Source organism: Pseudofrankia sp. EUN1h (genome assembly GCF_001854645.1).
GTDB classification, from domain to species: Bacteria; Actinomycetota; Actinomycetes; order Frankiales; family Frankiaceae; genus Pseudofrankia; species Pseudofrankia saprophytica.
Window position 1 is genome coordinate 57,906 of the sequence record NZ_MBLN01000083.1, and the last position, 18,610, is coordinate 76,515.

Genomic DNA, 18,610 nt, shown 5'->3' on the forward strand with positions numbered 1-18,610 from the left:
TCTCGCCGTCAGCCCGAGCACGGGTCCTCGTAGGGCAGGTCGGCGATGAGGTTCGTCCATTCGGTGGCGCTGATCCGGTTCGCCGGGTTCTTGCAGGCGACCGTCACGAGCCGGGCCGGGTCGGTCGAGCCGAGGGTCACCCCGCCGGCCGAGGCGCTGGTCGGCGCGCTGAGCAGCCACTTGCCTGCGTCGTCGGCGGCCACGTCGCGGGGGGTCACCTGGCTGTCGAGCGACACGGGCGTGGGAGTGACCGACCCGGCGCCGAGGTCCCAGCCGAGCAGGGTGCCGCCCGCGTCGGTGCTCACGAGCCACGTCCCCCCGACCGGCACGACGTCGAGGACGCCGGACTGGTGACCGCGCCACTCCTGACCCACCTGCTTCGGCTTCGCCAGGTCGGTGATGTCCCACAGCCGCACGGTCGCGTCGTCGTTCCCGGTGACCAGGCGCCTGCCATCCGGCAGGAACGCCACGGCGTTCACCTGGCCTACCAGTCCCGCCGTGTGGCCGCGCTCGGCCGGGTTCCGCGGATCGCTGATGTCCAGCAGGCTAACCGTGCCGTCCACCCCCGCGATCGCCAGGGTGTGCCCATCGGGGCTGAGCGCGATGTCGGTCGTCAGGCCCGTGCTCCGCAACGGTCGCAGGAAGCGCGGGTTGGCCGGGTCGCTCACGTCCCACAGGTCGATCGCCTGGTTCAGGTCCGCCGTCGCCAGCAGCTTGCCGTCGCCCGAGAGCGCCAGCCGTGCCACCTGGCCGACCTGGCCCGACGGTGAGGTGATCGGGGCGAGCGGCTTGGGTGCGCGCGGGTCGCCCAGGTCCCAGACGTGGCCGGTGCCGCCGCCGGTGACCAGGCCACCGGCGGGCAGGAACCGCGGGCCGAGGATGGTCGGCCCGGCGTCGGCACCACCGCTCGACGTCGCGACGTCGGCGGCCGGCGCGGGGCTGTCCGGGTTCGACAGGTCCCACAGCCGCAGGTGGCCGGCGTTGTCGGTCGCGGCGGCGAGCCTGCCGTCGGCCGAGAGCGCGTCGCCGGTGTAGGTCGCGGCGGGGCCCGGCAGGGTGACCCAGGAACCGGCCGTGAACGAGGCGACCATCGCCTTCGCGGCCGCCTCGGTCGGCGAGAGCCGGTAGGCGGCGAGGCTGAGCCGCGCGGCCCTGGCCGGGTCGCTCGCTCGCGCGGCCGCGGCCTGCTGGGCGAGACCGGTGGAGAGCTCGGCTCGATGCGCCGCGGAGCCGGAGCCACCGCCGCCGTCACCGCCGGACCCGTTTGCGATCGCCAGCGGGATGCCGACGGCGGCGACGGCGAGCACGGCGAGCCCCGCGATGACCAGGATCACCTTGCGCCGGCCGGAGCGCCGCTCGGCGCCGTCATGGCCCGGATCGGGCTGGCCTGCCCCGCTCGGGCCCGCGAACGGCGGCGTCGGCGGCGCCTGCCGGCTGACCGTAGGCGGGGGCCGGTCACCCGAGCCGACCGCTGGCCCCCGGCTGGCGACGGGCGCCGGCGGGAGGGGGGCACGCGACGCCGGCGGCGGTCCACCCGGCACGGGTGGGACGGGTGGACGGGACGGCGCAGCGCCGGGGCCGCGCGACGGAGTGCCGACGGGGCCACCCGACCGGGCGGCCGGCCCGGCGCCCGGACGAGCTCCTCCCGGCGGTGCGGGCAGCGGCGAGGATGGCGTCGCCGGCGGACGAGGCGTGGCGGTGCCGGGGGCCGACGGCGCCCGGGACGTGGTCGCCGGCGGCCTGGACGTGGTCGCCGGTGTCGGGGGTGGGGTCTGGGTCGGCGGCGGAGTGAGCAGGCCGGTCGCGACGCTGGTCGGCCCCGGCCGTGATGTCGTTCCCGGCGTGGCGGTGACGGGCGCGTCCTCGGCTCCCAGCCCGCGGCCGCCACGGCCGAACAGATGGCCGCGGCGGCGCCGTGAGCCCTCCTTGGCGTCCCGGTCCGCCTCCTGGCCCGGCGCGGGCGCCTGGCCGGCGGCCGGCCCGGTACCCAGCGCCGCGATGCCCGGCACGAGATCGCCGCCGCTCATCAGCGCGGCGCGCAGCGCCTCGGCCGTCGGCCGCCGGTCCGGCTCCTTCTGCAGGGCGGCGTCGACGAGCGGCGCGAGCTCGGCGGGAACACCGTCGATGTTGGCGGGCTCGTAGAGGATCCGGTAGAGCAACGCCTCGATCCGGCCCTCGCCGAACGGCGGCCGGCCGGTGGCGGCGAAGATCGTGATGGCGCCCCAGGCGAAGATGTCCGCCGCGGAGGTCACCGGGGAGTCCAGGATCTGCTCGGGCGCCATGTAGCCGGGGGTACCGATCGCGTGCCGCGCGGTGCGGCTGAACTCGCCCGACCCGTCGAAGTCCCGGGCGAGGCCGAAGTCGATCACCTTCGGGCCGACGGGGGAGAGCAGCACGTTCGCCGGCGTCAGGTCACGGTGCACGATGCCGGCGGCGTGGATGGCCGAGAGCGCGGTGGCGACCGACAGCGCCAGCTGTTCCAGGTCGGCCGGGCGCAGCGGTCCGCGCCGGGCGACCATCTTCGACAGCGTCGGGCCCTCGACGTACTCCGTCACCAGGTAGGGGTTCGGCCCGTCGGGGTCGGCGTCGAGCACGGCTGCGGTCGTGAACCGCCGGACCCGGCGGGCGCTCTCCGCCTCGCGCCGGAACCGGCCACGGAACTCCGGCGCCTCGGCCAGCTCCGGTTTGATCACCTTGATGGCGACAGGAGTACCCTCGGGGGAGCGGCCGAGGAAGACGGTTCCCATGCCGCCCTGCCCCAGGCGGCCGATGATCTCGTACTTGCCCAGTCGCCGAGGGTCGGCTGCGCTCAGTGGGGCCGGGGCGTTCCCGGACACCGGGGGTGGAGTCGATCCCGCCACCGGATTGCCTCCCGCCTGGCCGCATTGCCGCGCTAGTGGTGTCGTCGGTGACGACGCCGATGGGCGACGACGCTCCCCCCCAGCCTGGAAGGCAGCCCCTGGGTTGGGGTGTCCGACCTCGGTGGTCGTGCCGCCGACCTTCCCGGCACTGTCAACAAGCTACGCCGCGCCGAACGCGGCGGGTACCGCGATTGCACTGACAACCGGCCAGTTGACGGCCATCCGACACCCTCGTGGGGGGCGGGTGAACGACCCCGGTGAGCCGGGTGACGCGACGATTCCGGTTCGCGGCTACCGGTGACCGCGAGGCGTCACCCCATGCGCTGCGCGGCCGGCGCCGCCGTCGGGCGAACCGGGCGGCCGGCCGCCTCGTCCCGGATCTCGCCGACGAGCTCCTCCAGGATGTCCTCCAGCGCGACCAGGCCGAGCGACTCGCCGCGCTCGTCGGTCACCTGGCCGAGGTGCGCGCCCGAGCGCTGCATGGTCGCCAGTGCCTGGCGCAGCGTCGTGCCGGCCGGCACGTGCACCAGCGGGCGCAGCCACTTGGCGGCGACCGGCGAGGCCCGCCGCTCCGGTCTGGTCTCGAGGATGTCCTTGAGGTGCAGGTAGCCGATCAGGCGGCCGGTGAAGTCGAGCACCGGGAACCGGGTGTAGCCGGTGCTCGCCGCGAGGTCCTCGATCTCCCTCGGCGTGACGGTCATCGGCACCGTGACCAGGCCCTCCCTGGGCAGCAGCACGTCCCGGGCGGCCCGCTCGTCGAACGACAGGGCCCCGCTGACCAGGTCGTGCTCGTCCTCGTGGAGCAGCCCCTCCCGGTGCGACTCGTCGACGAGCCCGGCCACCTCGTCGCGGGTGAAAACGCTCGCGACCTCGTCCTTCGGCTCGATCCCGCCGAGCCGCAGGCTGGCGTTCGCGACCCAGTTCAGGGCCCAGATCACCGGGCGCAGCAGCCAGACGAAGCCGGCCAGCGGCGGGGTGAGCACGAGCGCCGCCCGGTCCGGCCCGGCGAGCGCGATGTTCTTCGGCACCATCTCGCCGATCACCACGTGCAGGAAGGTGACCAGCGCGAGCGCGAGCACGAACGCCACCGGGTGGACGGCGGCGCTGGGCATCCCCGCCGCGTCGAACGGGTGCGCGATCAGGTGCGCGATCGTCGGCTCGGCGAGCGCGCCGAGGCCCAGGGTGCAGACCGTGACGCCGAGCTGGGAGCCGGCCAGCATGATCGAGACATGTTCCATCGCCCGTAGCGTGATCCTGGCGGACCACGACCCGGCGGCCGCGCGCGGCTCGATCGTCGTCCGCCGCGCGGAGATGAGAGCGAACTCCGAACCGACGAACAGCGCGTTGCCGAGCAGGAGAAGCACGGTCAGCGTCAGCTTGAGCAGGTCGTTCATCGCCGTCCGTCCGCTGTCGCGGTGTGGCTGCGCCGGCCGTTGTCGCGCGGCGGATGGGTGGGTGGCAGCGGCCGGCGGGCGTCCATCACCGTGTCGCCCTCGGTGAGCCCGCCGCCGGAGCCGGCCGTGGGATGGCCGTCGCCGTCCGCCGGGCGCGGCTCGCCGGACGGACGTGTGTCCGCGTGCCCGCGTCCCGCGCGGCCGGTATCGCCAGCCTCGTCCGGGTGGTCCCGGTGGGAGTGGGAGTGGCCGTCCACCGGTGGATCGAGGCGGATCCGGTCCACCCGGCGGCCGTCCATCCGCTCCACGGTGTAGCGGACGCCGGCGACCTCCACCGTGTCCCCGGCCGCCGGKATGCGCCCGAGCGCGGCCGACATCAGCCCGCCGAGCGTCTGGTAGGCGTCGTCCGTCGGCACCGGCACGCCAGTCAGCTCCTCGGCCTCCTCCGGGCGCAGCAGGCCGGACAGCGCCCAGCTGCCGTCGCGGTGCCGGACCGCTCGCGGGCTCACCCGGTCGTGCTCGTCGACCACGTCGCCGACGATCTCCTCGATCAGGTCCTCGGCGGTGACCAGGCCGTCGGTGCCGCCGAACTCGTCGACGACGATCGCCATCTGCAGGCCGCCGGCGCGCAGCTGCTCGAGCAGCGGCTCCAGCGGCGTACCCGACGGGACGGTGACCGCCGCGGCCATCACGGTCCGGACGGGCGTGGTCGTCCTGGCCTCCTCGGGCACGGCCACCGCGTGCTTGATGTGGACCAGGCCGACGACGTCGTCGCTGTCCTCACCCAGCACGGGAAAACGGGAATGGCCGGTGTGCCTGGTCAGCGCGATCACCGCCGACACTGGTTCGTCGGCGTTGATCGAGCGCATCCGCACCCGTGGGGTCATCACGTCCTGCGCTGTGCGGTCGCCGAACAGCAACGAGCGCTGGACCAGCGTCGCGGTCTCCCTCGGCAACGCGCCGTGCTCGGCCGACCGGCCGACCAGCGAGAACAGCTCCTGGGCCGAGCGGGCCGAGGCGAGCTCCTCGCGGGGGCTGATCCCGAACCGGTGCAGCAGCAGGTTCGCCGCGCCGTTGAGAAACCCGATCACCGGATGGGTGGCCCTGGTGAAGCCACGCTGGAAGCGCTGGGTGGCCTTCGCCGTGCCCAGCGGGCGGGCGAGCGCCAGGTTCTTCGGCACCAGCTCGCCGAAGACCATCGTCAGCGCGGTGGCGAGGACGAGTGCCAGCGTCACCGACAGCGTGTCCGCCAGCTTCTCGGACGCGCCGAGCGTGGCCACCGGTCCGTCGAGCAGCTCGGCGATGGCCGGCTGGGCCAGATAGCCGATGCCGAGGTTGGTCAGCGTGATGCCGAGCTGGGCACCGGAGAGCTGGGTGGACAGGGAGCGCAGCGCGGTCAGGGTGCCGCGGGCGGCGCGGTCGCCCTGCTTCGCGGCGCGCTCGACGCTTGCCCGGTCGACCGTGACGAGCGCGAACTCGGCGGCCACGAAGAGCCCGCAGCCCGCGAGCAGCAGGACACCGAGAACGAGAAGGAGCGCCTGGATCAACGGTCGACCTCCGCGGGCGCTCCCACACGCGAGGGTCGGTTCCTACTACAGCCGGTATCGCCGGAGCCGCTCATGATCCCTTCCGTCGTCGGGGGTCCGGGAACGTCTCCCGGGCGGACCTCGTGGGCCTTCGGGACGGCACCCGTGGGTGGTTCCCGGCCGATCCGCGGAAGCGGGCGGCCGGCGCCGGCGTGGAAGGGCCCACCTGAGCCACGCCGAGCCGGCGGCCGAGTGCCTGGTCGCCGGTAGTGGATGTCTCCGCTACCGGGCGTTTCCGGGCCTGGCCGTCGGTACCTGCTCTAGGTACCCGGCTGACGTGACGCGACGCGGCGCCCGATACGGGCGCGCCTCGCGGGTCCATACCCGATCGTAAATGGTCCGGCGACTCTTGTGGATCCCCTCGCGCGGCGCTGGTCGCCCGCCTGGCCGTCCGCCACCCTCCCCGGCCCGGGGGCCAGCCCAGAGCCGTCCCACACCTGACTCAGGGTCATGGGCCGCTCGCGGGGATCGGGCATGTTGATCTCACAGAATGTTACTGTCCGCAACCGAGGTGTAACTGATTGTTCGGAAGGGGTGGGCATGGCTGGCCGAGGAGCAGATCGCGACGCCGCTCGTCGGGCCGCCGCCCGCCGGGCGCGGGCACAGGCCGTCATTCCCACCCCGCGTGCGGCGGAACCGGAGGCAGCGGAGCCGGCGAAGGACAGCGGCACCACCCCGCCGACCACCAAGGCCGCCAGGAGCCTGAAGTACCTCAAGCCAACCAGGGCCGCCGGTGCCGCCGAGCCGGTCGAGGCCGCCGAGCCGGTCGAGCCGGTCGAGCCCGCCGCGCTCGCGGCGCCGGCCGGCGGGGCCACCGGCGAGCGTCCGGACGCGACCCTGCCGGTGGACCGGTCGCCGGCGTCGGCCGTGCGCGCGGGCTGGCACCTGGTGACGGACGGCGCGGCGCTCGTGGCGACGGTACCCGTGGCCGCGGGCGGCGGGGCCGTCCTCACCGGCGCGGTCTACCTGGTCTGGCGGACCAGCCACGTCGGCGGCACCGGGCTCACCGGGGCGGTGTGCCTCGCCGCGGAGGTCGCCGCCTACCTGGTGCTGGCCGTGCTGGCCGTGCAAGCCGCCCGGGTGAACCGGCGCTTCGTGCGCCGCGCCCCCAGCCCGGCCGGATCGCTGGACGTGTTCGTCGTGGCGCGAGGCGAGCCGTTCGGCGAGGTCGACCACGCCGTGCGGTCGGCCCGTGCCCTCTCCTACCCACACCGGACCTACCTGGTCGCCGACACCCGGATCGACGTCGCCGACGGGCACGACACCCGGACGCTCGAAGCACTCGCCGAGCGGCTCGGCGTGACCTGCCTGTGGCGCGCCGACGGCTCGCCGAGCCGGCCGGAACTGCTCAACGCGGCGCTCGCCCGCACGGACGGCGACGCGGTCCTGATGCTCGACGCCGGCGACGTCGTCACGCCGGACGCCGCCCACCAGCTGCTTGGCTACCTGCGCGACCCGCACGTCGGCCTGGTCGCGTCGGGGTGGCGGGCCGCCGCCGGCCCGGGCCCGCTGCCGGACCGGGCCGAGCCGGCGCTGGCCCGTCTGGTGGCCGCGGCCAGGGACCGCGACGGTGCCGCGGCCGGCGCCGGCAGCGGCACTCTCTACCGCCGGGCCGCGCTCGAGACCGTCGACGGGTTCAGCGAACGCGGCGGGACGGAGGAGCCGCGCACCTCCTACGAGCTGCACGCGGCCGGCTGGGAAAGCGTCCATCACCCGGCCATCCTCGTCGCCCGGGCCGCCCGGCCGCCGGCGACGGCCGCCCGGCTCATGGTCGTCCGCGCGGTCGACCGGCTGCGCATCCTCCTGTTCGACAACCCGCTGGTCAAGCCAGGCCTCGATCGCCGGCAGCGGGCGCACTACCTGTGGGACGCCGCGGCACCGCTGCTGGCCGCCGCGCAGGCCGGGATGTGGCTCGGGCCGGCGTTGGTGATCCTTGGTGACGGCCGGCTCGCGGCCGGCGCCAGACCGGCCGGCTGGCTCGGCTTCGGCCTGCCCTACCTGGCCGCCGCCGGGCTGTTCGGCCTCGCGGTGACCGGCACGGGCGGCACCGGCGCGAAGGGCGCCGCGGCGGCGCTCGCGGGCTGGCTGGTCTCGATCCCGTTGTCGCTGCTGGCCGTGGCCCGGGTCGCCCTCCTCGGTGGCCGGACAGGCGCCGGCGCCGCGCCGGACATCGCGCCGTCCGCTCTGCTCCCAGCGACGGCGTCGCCGGCGGTGTCGAGGACGCGGGCGGTCACCTCGGCACCCGCTGGGCGAGGCGCGGCCCTAGAGAAGGTTGCCCTGAAGAAGGCTGCCCTGGAGAAGAAGACCCCGGGGAAGAAGGCACTCGAACTGCCCACGGGGCGCCGGTCCGGGTGGATCTCGCGGGTGCGCTGGGACGGGTGGCGCGAGGCCGCTGCGCGGCTGGTCGCGGAGGCCTGGACGCCGCTGCTGCCCTTGCCGCTCGCCGCCGCCGGGCTCGCCGCGGCGGTCGTCGCCGCCGGCCTGCGACCGGACCGGGCTCTGCTGGGCGTGGTCGTGTGGGCGGGAGCGGTCCTGTTCACCGCCGCGGAGCCCGTGGCCGCGGCCTGCGGCATCTCCTGGGCCACCCCGACCGAGCGCCGCCGCCTGCGCGCCACCATCGCGGCGGTCACGCTCCTCGCGGTCTTCATCACCATGGTCTTCGGCTGAGCCACCCGGCGGGCGCCCCGTGTCCGCCTCAGGCGGCCGGGGCGAGGGGGCCGGCGGGGGCGTCACCCCTGATCGTGACGCGATGCATCAGCCGGCGGAAGTCGCCGTAGTCGAACGTCGCGTAGTGCGCCGTCGACCGGTTGTCCCAGAACGTGACGTCGCCCTCGGCCCAGCGGTGGCGCACCTGATGGTCGGGCCGGGCTAGGTGGGCGAACAGCAGGTCGAGGATTCCTCGGCTCTCCGCCGCCGAGACGCCCACGATCCGGGTGGTGAACGCGGGACTGACGAACAGCCCGCGCCGGCCGGTCACCGGATGCACCCGTACGACCGGATGCTCGACCGGCGCCAACGCCCGGATGCGCTCGCCGTCCCAGACGTTGCCCTCGCCGCCCCGGGCGGCCAGGTAGCCGGAGAACTCCGCGGACCCGTCGTGCAGCGCGGTCAGCTCGTCGGCGAGCCGGCGCACCGGCGCGGCGAGCGAGTCGTACGCGGCCTGCAGGTCAGTCCACAGGGTGTCGCCACCGGTGCGGGGCAGCCGCACCGCGCGCAGCACCGAGCCGAGCGGCGGGCGGCGCACGAAGGTCACGTCCGTGTGCCATTCGTCCGAGCGGCCACCGCCCTGGCCGTCGAGCTCCCACAGCTCCGGGTGGGCGTCGTCGAGCGGCGCCATCACCGGATGGGACGCGGTCAGCTCCCCGAAGCGGCGCGCGAACGCGATCTGGCTGTCCGGAGACAGCCGCTGCGCGGGGAAGAAGAGGACCTTGCGCTCGACCAGCGCGGCGCCGATCGCGGCGATCACCGCGTCCGGCAGGTCGCCCGCCAGATCGACCCCGTGGACCCGTGCCCCCAGTGCCGGCGTGACCGGTTCCAGGTCCAGTTCCAGGTCCAGCGCGCCGCCGGTCGATCTCACGGGAGTGGTCGCGGCGGGCATGGGCGCACATTACCTATGTTGTCGACCGGAAGTGTAGGTATTGACGGAGGTTCGCCCTCTGGCCATACTCGCCCACCATGACCAAATCGGCCGCGCCGCGGCAGGGGATGGGCCACCGTCCCGCCGGCGGCGCGACCGGAGGCGCCTCGGCGCCTCTCGCGACCAGGCGCAGGCACATCGACCTGTGCCGGGTGACGCGCATGCGCTGTCGCCGGGCGCGCTGAACCTGGGCGCCCGCCGGGCAGGGCGGGTCGCCCGCTCCGGCTAGCCGCGCGTCCCTCGCCGGCCGCCGCGCACCTCTCCCACCTCCCCGGCGGTCCAGGCGACCGCCGCTGGTTCGTCCGCGGCCCGGGCACGGCGCTCGTCCGCCCGGACCACCCCGGCGCGCCCATGCCCGCTCGCCCTGTCAACCCTGTCAACCCTGTCCCGCTCTGTCCCGTCCTKTTCCGACCGAGCCGCCCTGACCCGCGAACCGGTCGATCCGCGAAGCGTCCTGGAGGACCAGACCGTGGCCGTCACCGACACCCCAGCCGCCGCCGAGGCCGGTACGGCCCCGGTGCGRTCTGACGCGGCGGCCGACGGCCGCAGGCGACGGTTGGCCGTGCCGTGGCGGRCACTGACCGTGCTGGCGTCGGCGGCGTTCTTCGTCGGGGTGTGGTGGCTGGTCGCGGCCCTGAAGATCTGGGACCCGGTGTTCGTGCCGGCCCCGTCCGCGGTGTGGCACCAGCTGATCCGGACGTCCACCACGCATGACGGGGTGCGTGGCTACAACGGTCACTTCCTCTACGAGCACCTGCTGATCAGCCTGCGGCGGATCCTGCTCGGCTCGGCGCTCGGCGTCGTCATCGGCGTGCCGTTCGGCCTGCTGGTCGGCGGCGTGCGGGTGGCCCGCTGGGCACTGGAGCCGTGGCTGACCTTCCTGCGCCAGCTGCCGCCGCTGGCCTACTTCAGTCTGCTGATCATCTGGCTGGGCATCGACGAGAGCCCGAAGGTCTGGCTGCTGGTGATCGCGGCGATGCCGCCGGTCGCCGTGGCCACCGCGGCCGCCGTCGGCGGGGTGCACCGCGACTTCCTCAACGGCGCCCGGTCACTGGGCGCCACCCGGTTGCAGCTGACCTGGCACGTCGTCCTGCCGGCGTCGCTGCCGGAGATCCTCACCGGCATCCGGCTCGGCGTCGGCGTCGCGTACACCTCGGTCGTGGCCGCGGAGACCGTCAACGGCATCCCCGGCATCGGCGGCATGATCCGGGACGCCCAGCGCTACAACCAGACCGATGTGGTGATCCTCGGGATCATCGTGCTGGGGCTGTCCGGCATCGTGCTGGACACGGCCCTAAGCCAGATCCAGCGCTGGGCCACCCCCTGGCGGGGCAGGGCGTGACCGACTGCCGGGCCGCCGCGGGCCGCGCCCGACCGCGCCGCCGGGTCCGGTAGCCGCCGCCCGTCCTCGCCGGCCATGACTGCGCGCGGGTTCTCCCGCCGGGACCTCGGCTGGCGCCACAGCCGCACCCTCCGCGGCCACTGAGCCCCACTTTCCCAACCTCACCCACCGGGAAAAACGAGAAATGTCTTCCGGCACCCGGCCGGAGACCGACCGAAGGGACAGACAGATGCGACTGAGACCCGGCAGATTCGGACACGAGTCGGGGCGGCGGGCGGGCCGCCGCTGGCTGGCCGCGCCCGCGGCGGCGGTCCTCGCGGTGACACTGGCCGCCGCGGCCTGCTCGTCGGACGACGACGGCTCCTCGGCGGGCGCCTCCGCCGGCGCGACCGGCGCCGCGGCGAACGCGCCCAAGCAGATCCGGATCGCCTACCAGGCGATCCCGAACGGCGACCTGGTCGTCAAGCACGAGAAGTGGCTGGAGGCGGCGTTCCCCAACACGAAGATCACCTGGACGAAGTTCGACTCCGGCGGTGACGTCAACACCGCCGTCATCGCCGGCTCCGTCGACCTCGGCCTCGCCGGTAGCAGCCCGGTCACCCGCGGCCTGTCCGCGCCGCTGAACATCCCTTACCAGGTCGTGTGGATCCACGACGTGATCGGTGCCGCCGAGTCGCTGGTCGCTCGCAACGGCGCCGGGATCACCAGCATCAAGGACCTGGCCGGCAAGAAGATCGCCACACCGTTCGCGTCGACCTCGCACTACAGCCTGCTCGCCGCGCTCAAGCTCGCCGGCGTCGACCCGGCGTCCGTCAAGCTGGTGGACCTGGAGCCACCGGACATCCAGGCCGCCTGGGCCCGCGGCGACATCGACGCGGCCTACGTCTGGTCGCCGACGCTGGACGAGCTGAAGAAGAACGGCACCGTGCTGACCGACTCCTCGAAGATCGCCGCGGCCGGCTACCCGACGTTCGACCTCGGCGTCGCGACGAAGAAGTTCGTCGGCGCCTACCCGGACGTCGTCGCCGAATGGCTGCGCCAGGAGGACAAGGCCGTGAAGCTGCTCGCCTCCGACCCGGCGAAGGCGAGCGCCGACATCGGCGCCGAGCTCAACCTGTCGCCGGACGAGGCACTCGCCCAGACCAAGGGCCTGGTGTTCCTGACCGGCGACCAGCAGCGCGGCGCCGACTACTTTGGCACCCCGCAGGCTCCGGGCAAGTTCGCCGACGGTCTGCTCGGCGCCGCCGAGTTCCTCAAGAGCCAGGACAAGATCGACGCGGTGCCGACGCTCGAGACGCTGCGCGCCGGTCTCGCCGTCGACAGCCTCGACCATGCCTTCGCCGGCTGACGCGGCCGACCAGGACGGCAGCCAGGCCGGGGCCGGGGCACCCGCCCCGGCCCCGGCCGTGCCCGAGCCCGCCCCCGCGACGCCGTCGCGAGGAGCGGCGGTCGCGGTGAGCGGCGTCGGTCACTGGTTCGGCCGGCGTGGCGCGCGCCGCCAGGCCCTCGACGACGTGACGCTGGACATCGCCGCCGGCGAGTTCGTCTGCCTGATCGGCCCGTCCGGGTGCGGCAAGAGCACTCTGCTCAACCTCGTCGCCGGTTTCGTCACCCCGACGGCCGGCACGGTGGCGACCGATGGCCGGCCCGTGACGGGGCCGGGCGCGGACCGCGGTGTCGTCTTCCAGCAGCCCCGCCTGTTCCCGTGGCTGTCGGTGCGGTCCAACGTGGCGTTCGGGCCGCGGCTGGCCGGCGCGTCGCGGGCACGGCGGCGCGAGATCGCCGACGAGACGCTGGCGTTGGTCGGCCTGTCGGACGTGGCCGACCGGCCGCCATACGAACTGTCCGGCGGCATGCAGCAGCGGGCGGCCATCGCCCGCGCGCTCGGCGGGCGGCCGCGGGTGCTGCTGATGGACGAGCCGTTCGCCGCGCTCGACGCGTTGACGAGGGAGCGGCTGCAGGACGAGATCCTGCGGGTGTGGGCGGCCACCGGGACGACAGTGATCTTCGTCACGCACAGCGTCGAGGAGGCCGTCTACCTCGGCACCCGGGTGGTGGCCTTCAGTGCGCGGCCCGGACGTGTCGTGTTCGACGAACACGGCGGTTTCGGTGCGCGGCCTGATCGGGAGCATCTGCGCTCGGAACCGGAATTCGTCACATTCCGTGACCGTGTCCAGCAAGTGATCCGGGCCGCGGCCGGCGGCTGAACCGCTGGATGGACGGCGCCGTCGGCGTGATCCACCCATGCGTGCCGACGGCGGCCGTTCGTCGACAGTGCGTGGCGAGGCGGACCCGTGCGTTTCGTCGTTCTGTTGGCCGGTTACAGTGTGCGCGAAGCGGATAACCCCATCCGCTTTCTCCCCCAAGTCCCCGCGACCTCTGGAACTAGAAGCGGAGTCAACGATGCGCGAGCGGCTCGCCCTCTCCGGGGCGATACGCCCCCACCGYTGGCATGCTGCGCACGCCGCGAGGGGCACTGCCGTCGGTTCCGACACGCTGAGTGACCGGAGTTGGGCCGCTCGCGCGCGCGGGTGCACCGGCGGCGCGACCTGCGTCGTCGCCTTCGTCATACACCCAAGGAACGGCTGAGTCTTGATGTCGGAAAACGTAGACGTCGTCGTCATCGGCGCCGGACCGGCGGGCCTCACCGCCTCCTACGAGCTGCACCGGTACGGGATCCCCTCGACCATCCTCGAGGCCGACACCCAGGTGGGTGGTATCTCCCGCACGGTTGAGCGTGACGGCTGGCGGTTCGACATCGGTGGCCACCGGTTCTTCTCGAAGGTCCAGCGGGTCGAGGACTTCTGGCACGAGATCCTGCCGCAGGAGGACTTCCTGCTGCGGCCGCGCAAGAGCCGGATCTTCTACCAGGGCAAGTACTACGACTACCCGATCAAGGCCGTGAACGCGCTGCAGAACCTCGGCCCCAAGGAGGCCGCGATCTGCATCGCGTCCTACCTGCAGGCCCGGGTCAGGCCGCCGAAGGACCAGACGGACTACGAGAGCTGGTTGGTCGCCCGGTTCGGCTGGCGGCTCTACCGGACGTTCTTCAAGACCTACACCGAGAAGGTCTGGGGCGTCCCGGTCAGCGAGATGCCGGCCGACTGGGCCGCGCAGCGCATCAAGAGCCTCAACCTCGGCAACGCGATCCTCAACGCGGTCAAGCCGAAGACGAACCAGAAGGAGATCACCTCCCTCATCGAGGAGTTCGAGTACCCGAAGTACGGCCCGGGGATGATGTGGGAGGTCTGCCGCGACAAGGTGCTCGCGCAGGGCTCCAAGATCGCTCTCGAGACCAAGGTCACCAAGATTCGGCATGAGAACGGCAAGGCCTACGAGGTCGTCGCCGAGAATGCCGAGGGTGGTGTGGAGGTCCTCCCGGCGACTGAGGTCATCTCCTCGATGCCGATCTCCCAGCTTGTCGAGATCATGGACCCGCCGGTGCCGCCGCGGGTGCTCAAGGCCGCGCACGACCTGCGCTACCGCGACTTCCTCACGGTCGCCCTCGTCGTGCCGGCGAGCGCCGTGTCGTGGACGGACAACTGGATCTACATCCATGACCCGAGCGTCCGCACGATGCGGATCCAGAACTTCGCCTCGTGGTCGCCGTACCTTGTCAAGGACGGCCGTAACGTCCTCGGCCTCGAGTACACCGTGTTCGAGAACGACGCCGACTGGACCGCCTCCGACGAGAAGCTCATCGAGCAGGGCAAGCAGGAGCTCGACCGGCTCGGCCTCGTCAAGTACCGGGACATCGAGGCCGGCTACGTCGTGCGCCAGCCAAAGGCGTACCCGATCTACGACGAGCACTATCAGGCGAACGTCGACGCGATCCGGGGCTGGCTGACCGACTACGCCAGCAACGTGCACCCGGTCGGCCGCAACGGCATGTTCCGCTACAACAACGCCGACCACTCGATGTTCACCGCCATGCTGACGGCGGAGAACATCGCGAAGGGCACGGACCACGACGTCTGGACGGTCAACGTCGAGGAGGAGTACCACGAGGAGAAGGCATCCTCRTCCGGTGCCCCGAAGCCGGGAGGCTCGCACGGCACCGGCCGCGACGCGCCGGTGCTGCCMCGCAAGGTCCTCGACGCCGCCCGCTCCCGCGTCGGCGGATCGCGCTAGCAGGTAACACCTAGTACGCCTCAGCCCCGGCACGCATCGCGTGCCGGGGCTGTTCTGTTCTGTGGGTGTCTGTTCCGTGGGTGCCCGGGCCGTCAGCCAACGGGGCGGCGGGCGGGGCGGACCAGGGCCTCCTGGACGACGGTGGCGACGAGGGTGCCGGCCGCGTCGAAGAACTCGCCGATGGCCAGGCCCCTGGCGCCCGACGCGGTCGGGCTCTCCTGGTCGAACAGCAGCCACTCGTCGGCCCGGAACGGGCGGTGGAACCAGACCGCGTGGTCGAGCGAGGTCAGCTGCATGCCCTGGCCCACGCCGCCTTCCGGGCCGCGGATCGAGTGCGACAGCGTCAGGTCCGACATGTAGACCAGCGCGCAGGCGTGCGTGTGCTGGTCGTCCGGCAGCTTCTCGGTCACCCGCAGCCAGGCGCGCATCCGGGCGGGAGCGGGCTGTGAACCGCCGGAGGGCGCACCGGCCGGCTCGCCCTCGCCGCCAGTCGCCGCGGGCGGGGCCACCGGCGAGACGGCCCACACCTCGAAGCCGCGCCGGGCCCAGGCGCCGCGCCGCTCGTCGGCCCACTTCTTGCTGCCGACCCGCGGGCCGGCGTCGTCCCGCGGAGCGGCGTCGTCCCGCGGGGCGTGGGCCTCCGCCTGTTCGGGGGCGCTTGGCGCCCGGCCGTCGAACAGCGGGTGGCCGTCCGCGGGCGGCGGGACGTGTGGCGCCGGGCGCTGGTGGTCGACCGGGCTGTCCTCATGGCGGTGGAACGACGCGGACAGGACGAAGATGGCCTCGTCGTGCTGGACCGCGGTGATCCTCCGGGTGGTGAACGACTTCCCGTCGCGGATCCGCTCGACGTGGTAGTCGATCGGGCGGGTGGTGTCGCCGCCGCGGATGAAGTAGCTGTGCAGCGAGTGCACCGGCCGGTCCGGGTCGACGGTCGCCGTCGCCGCCACCAGCGCGTGCGCGGCGACCTGCCCGCCGAACGCCCGCAGCGGCGCGCCCTCGTGGCTGAGCCCGCGGAACAGGTCCGGCTCGGGCTGCTCGAGCGTCAGCAGGTCAAGGAAGGAGCCGGCCCCGTCCGCCGCCGTGCTCACATCGACCTCCGCGCTGTAGATCCACCTGGCCGCCGACGTCGCGGCCGTGATCCGTGGACCGCTCCCCGACGTTACCCGCCCGGCCGCCGCGCCGGCCTATGGTCATCGCCATAGCCGACCAGGCCTGTCCGGTTCTCGCCGGACCGGGCCGGTCGCGCTCCGCCCGTCCGGTGGCCTACTCGTCCGCCGTCTGCTGGGCCGCGAGCCGTCTGGCCTCGCGCTCGAAGCGCTCGGCCTCGGCTACCCGGTGGGCGCCCGCCGGGTAGCGGCCCCGCCGCGCCTCGACGGCGGCCCTGGCCTGGCGCAGGGCGTCGTCGCGCAGGGTGCCGTCGAGGTCGTCGCCCTCCTCGCTCAGGACGGCGGCGAGCAGTGCCCTCGCCAGCAGCAGTTCGGGCCAGCCGGGGTCGAGGTTCGCGCCGACGCGGCGGTTGGTCGCCAGCACATAGCGGATCTCCGAGGCCGCCTGGGACGGCTCGCCGGCGAGCAACAGCGCGTGCGCGTACACCAGCTGGGTGCGCAGCGTCGCGTCCGACGTCGCGCCGAACCGCTCCCGGCGGGCCGCCAGCACGGCCGCGGCCACCGCGCGCCCCTCGGCGATGAGTTCGTCGCGCGGCCGCGCCAGGTCGTCGCCGAGCACCGGGGGATAGCGGTCGTGCYCGGACTTCCAGGAGTCCGCGTCGACCGGCCCGGGACCAGGCCCCGGTGGGGTGGGGGAGTCGACGGTGCCGGAGTCGCCAGGGGAGGAATCGCCAGTGATGGAGTCGTCAGGGTCGGGCTCGGTGGGGTCGGCCCGCTCGGCGACCGTGAGGAGCGTCTGGGCGAGGATCACCTGCGCGATCCAGGTGAACGAGTGGTCCGCTCCCCAGACGGCGTGGCGGACCTGCACCTCCTCGCGCGCGATCTCGCAGGCGCGCCGCAGGTCGTCACGCCCACCTCGGTCACGCAGCGCTATGGCGAGGTTGGCGTGCGCCGTGCTGGTGCGGTCCGCCTTCGCGCCCAGGATCGCGAGCCGCCGCCGCCATTCGACCTCGTAGTTCTGCGCCGCCGCGTCCAGGTCCGCCGGGCCGCCGGACAACCGTGCATACCGGGCATACAGCGCCTTGATGCTCATCAGCGTGGTGTCGTGCCGGTCGAGCGTTGCCTCGGCGCGGGCGTGCAGCTCCGCCCAGACCCGCGCGGACTCGGCCACCGAGCGGGTGCGGCTGCGCAGCTCCTCGACGTTGTACTCGAGCAGCAGCGCGAGTGGGCCGGTGGGTCCGAGCGCGGCGCGGACCTCCTCGTGCAGCCCGACGAGCGGGCGCGGGTCGGCGGTCGCGTCCGTGTACGTCAGCACCGTCTGGRCTCGGCCGCGTAGTCGGCGCTCCAGCTCGTCGGCGCGCTCCGGCCCACCAGCCGGCGGCGAGGACGACAGCGTCATCGCTCCTCCCCGCCGGTYCGCTCGCCCGGATCATCGCGTCCATCCTCATCCAGGGGCCCTGGCGGGGTGCCGTCAGGGCTCGCCGGATCTGGCGACGCGGCCGGTCCTGGCCGCGTCAGCTGGTCGAGGACCGCGCGCAGCCGGGGGGAGAGCTCGTCGGCCATCCGGCGCCGCTCCTCGGTGGACAGCCCCGGCAGCAGGTGCTCCAGCTGGGTCAGCAGGTCGACGATGTCGGTGGTGATCTTCTCGGACTGGGCCGGCGGCCGGGTGACCAGCGTCGCGAGGCGACGGTGCACCGCGCCGAGCACGAAGGCCGGCCCCACTCCGCTCGCGCCGAGCGCGGTGCGGGCCACGGTCGTCAGCAGGCCGGTGACCTCGGCGAGCCGCGCGTCCCCGCCCGCGCCGTCGGCACGGGCGCGGCCGGGGCCAGGGTCGGCGAGCGTGAGCAGATCCTCGACGGCGGCCAGCGGTGGGGTGAACCCGGCCGCGCCCGCCAGCGGTGGCGAGCCCACCGCCCAGTCCGCCACGACCCGGACGAGGCTCGCCGCGGCGAGCCAGCGGTCGACGACGGCCAGGTCGTCGAGTGCCTCCAGCCAGCCCTCGCGGTGGGGCCAGTAGCTCCACACCTTCGTCTCCGTGACCAGCAGGTCGAGCACACGCTCCCCGTGGCGCCGTTCGTACAGCCGTGAGGACGACGCCGTGCGCAGCGTGCCCGCGAGCGACCCCGGGCTTTTCGGGCTTACGAGGTAGTAGAGGGTCGACGGCCGGCGCTGCCCGGCCGCGGCGGCCAGGGCGTCGCGCGCGAGGCCGTTGATCGACCCGTCGCTGGCGTCGAGGAACTGGACCAGCGTCTCGTAGTACCTGGTCCTCGTGTGCCAGTTCAACCGTTGGAGTGTCCCGCCGGTCTCCCGCCGCGCGGTATCGGGCCGGAAACGCGCGGCCCGATACCACCGCGCCACCGCGGTGTCCTCGAGTTCCGCTGTCAGTCGCACGATGGTTCCCCCGTCAGTCCCACCATGGCCTCATGTCACTGGTCAGCGTGCGAACAATGCGGCCGCGATCGTTGGCCCAACCGGGCGCGTAATGTCCACCGCGCCCCGATAATGCATCTATATGGCAAACCTCGACGGACGGTCGGGCGATGACGGCAGCCG

12 protein-coding genes are annotated in these 18,610 nt (G+C 73.8%); 5 read left to right on the plus strand and 7 right to left on the minus strand.

Annotated elements, in window-relative coordinates:
* Positions 1 to 8: 8 nt before the first annotated feature.
* The 3 genes from BCD49_RS45985 to BCD49_RS33460 all read right to left on the minus strand — a co-directional run bounded on the left by BCD49_RS45985 (position 9) and on the right by BCD49_RS33460 (position 5,802).
* The gene (locus BCD49_RS45985) at positions 9 to 2,861 is read right to left on the minus strand and encodes a WD40 repeat domain-containing serine/threonine protein kinase (RefSeq protein WP_071042292.1); all 2,853 of its coding nucleotides are present in this window, start codon (positions 2,859 to 2,861) and stop codon (positions 9 to 11) included.
* Between the two features lie 311 nt (positions 2,862 to 3,172).
* A complete protein-coding gene (locus tag BCD49_RS33455) occupies positions 3,173 to 4,255 on the minus strand; it encodes a hemolysin family protein (protein WP_007515266.1) in 1,083 nt (360 codons plus the stop codon).
* Complete coding sequence (locus BCD49_RS33460; RefSeq protein WP_007515267.1) at positions 4,252 to 5,802, minus strand: hemolysin family protein; 1,551 nt, start codon at positions 5,800 to 5,802, stop codon at positions 4,252 to 4,254. The genes BCD49_RS33455 and BCD49_RS33460 overlap by 4 nt, the downstream gene beginning before the upstream one ends.
* A gap of 579 nt (positions 5,803 to 6,381) precedes the next feature.
* Between BCD49_RS33460 and BCD49_RS33465 the strand changes: the two genes are divergently transcribed.
* A complete protein-coding gene (locus BCD49_RS33465) occupies positions 6,382 to 8,508 on the plus strand; it encodes a glycosyltransferase (protein ID WP_007515268.1) in 2,127 nt (708 codons plus the stop codon).
* Between the two features lie 28 nt (positions 8,509 to 8,536).
* Here BCD49_RS33465 and BCD49_RS33470 read toward each other — a convergent pair whose 3' ends face one another.
* Complete coding sequence (locus BCD49_RS33470) at positions 8,537 to 9,439, minus strand: TauD/TfdA dioxygenase family protein (protein WP_007515269.1); 903 nt, start codon at positions 9,437 to 9,439, stop codon at positions 8,537 to 8,539.
* Positions 9,440 to 9,947: 508 nt separating this feature from the next.
* Between BCD49_RS33470 and BCD49_RS33475 the strand changes: the two genes are divergently transcribed.
* From BCD49_RS33475 to BCD49_RS33490, 4 genes are all read left to right on the plus strand, one after another.
* Entirely contained in the window at positions 9,948 to 10,820 is an 873-nt protein-coding gene (locus BCD49_RS33475; protein ID WP_083401856.1) for an ABC transporter permease, read from the plus strand.
* Positions 10,821 to 11,049: 229 nt separating this feature from the next.
* Positions 11,050 to 12,168: a taurine ABC transporter substrate-binding protein gene (locus BCD49_RS33480; protein WP_106410592.1), complete on the plus strand. Its 1,119-nt coding sequence runs from the start codon at positions 11,050 to 11,052 to the stop codon at positions 12,166 to 12,168.
* On the plus strand, positions 12,152 to 13,027 hold the full coding sequence (locus BCD49_RS33485) for an ABC transporter ATP-binding protein (RefSeq protein ID WP_007515272.1): 876 nt from the start codon (positions 12,152 to 12,154) through the stop codon (positions 13,025 to 13,027). Before BCD49_RS33480 ends, BCD49_RS33485 begins: the two co-directional genes overlap by 17 nt.
* Positions 13,028 to 13,415: 388 nt before the next feature.
* On the plus strand, positions 13,416 to 14,951 hold the full coding sequence (locus tag BCD49_RS33490) for an NAD(P)/FAD-dependent oxidoreductase (RefSeq protein WP_007515275.1): 1,536 nt from the start codon (positions 13,416 to 13,418) through the stop codon (positions 14,949 to 14,951).
* Positions 14,952 to 15,043: 92 nt separating this feature from the next.
* On the opposite strand, the gene BCD49_RS33495 is transcribed toward BCD49_RS33490, so the two are convergent.
* From BCD49_RS33495 to BCD49_RS33505, 3 genes are all read right to left on the minus strand, one after another.
* On the minus strand, positions 15,044 to 16,039 hold the full coding sequence (locus BCD49_RS33495) for an acyl-CoA thioesterase (protein WP_007515276.1): 996 nt from the start codon (positions 16,037 to 16,039) through the stop codon (positions 15,044 to 15,046).
* 175 nt (positions 16,040 to 16,214) lie between these two features.
* Positions 16,215 to 17,456: a hypothetical protein gene (locus tag BCD49_RS33500; RefSeq protein WP_071042293.1), complete on the minus strand. Its 1,242-nt coding sequence runs from the start codon at positions 17,454 to 17,456 to the stop codon at positions 16,215 to 16,217.
* Positions 17,453 to 18,448: a hypothetical protein gene (locus BCD49_RS33505; RefSeq protein ID WP_007515278.1), complete on the minus strand. Its 996-nt coding sequence runs from the start codon at positions 18,446 to 18,448 to the stop codon at positions 17,453 to 17,455. The genes BCD49_RS33500 and BCD49_RS33505 overlap by 4 nt, the downstream gene beginning before the upstream one ends.
* Positions 18,449 to 18,610: the final 162 nt, after the last annotated feature.

Bases quoted from the DNA above. Each gene is read 5' to 3' on its own strand.
- BCD49_RS33455 (WP_007515266.1), bottom strand. From the start codon at position 4,255: ATGAACGACCTGCTCAAGCTGACGCTGACCGTGCTTCTCCTGCTCGGC.
- BCD49_RS33465 (WP_007515268.1), top strand. From the start codon at position 6,382: ATGGCTGGCCGAGGAGCAGATCGCGACGCCGCTCGTCGGGCCGCCGCC.
- BCD49_RS33470 (WP_007515269.1), bottom strand. From the start codon at position 9,439: ATGCCCGCCGCGACCACTCCCGTGAGATCGACCGGCGGCGCGCTGGAC.
- BCD49_RS33480 (WP_106410592.1), top strand. From the start codon at position 11,050: ATGCGACTGAGACCCGGCAGATTCGGACACGAGTCGGGGCGGCGGGCG.
- BCD49_RS33485 (WP_007515272.1), top strand. From the start codon at position 12,152: ATGCCTTCGCCGGCTGACGCGGCCGACCAGGACGGCAGCCAGGCCGGG.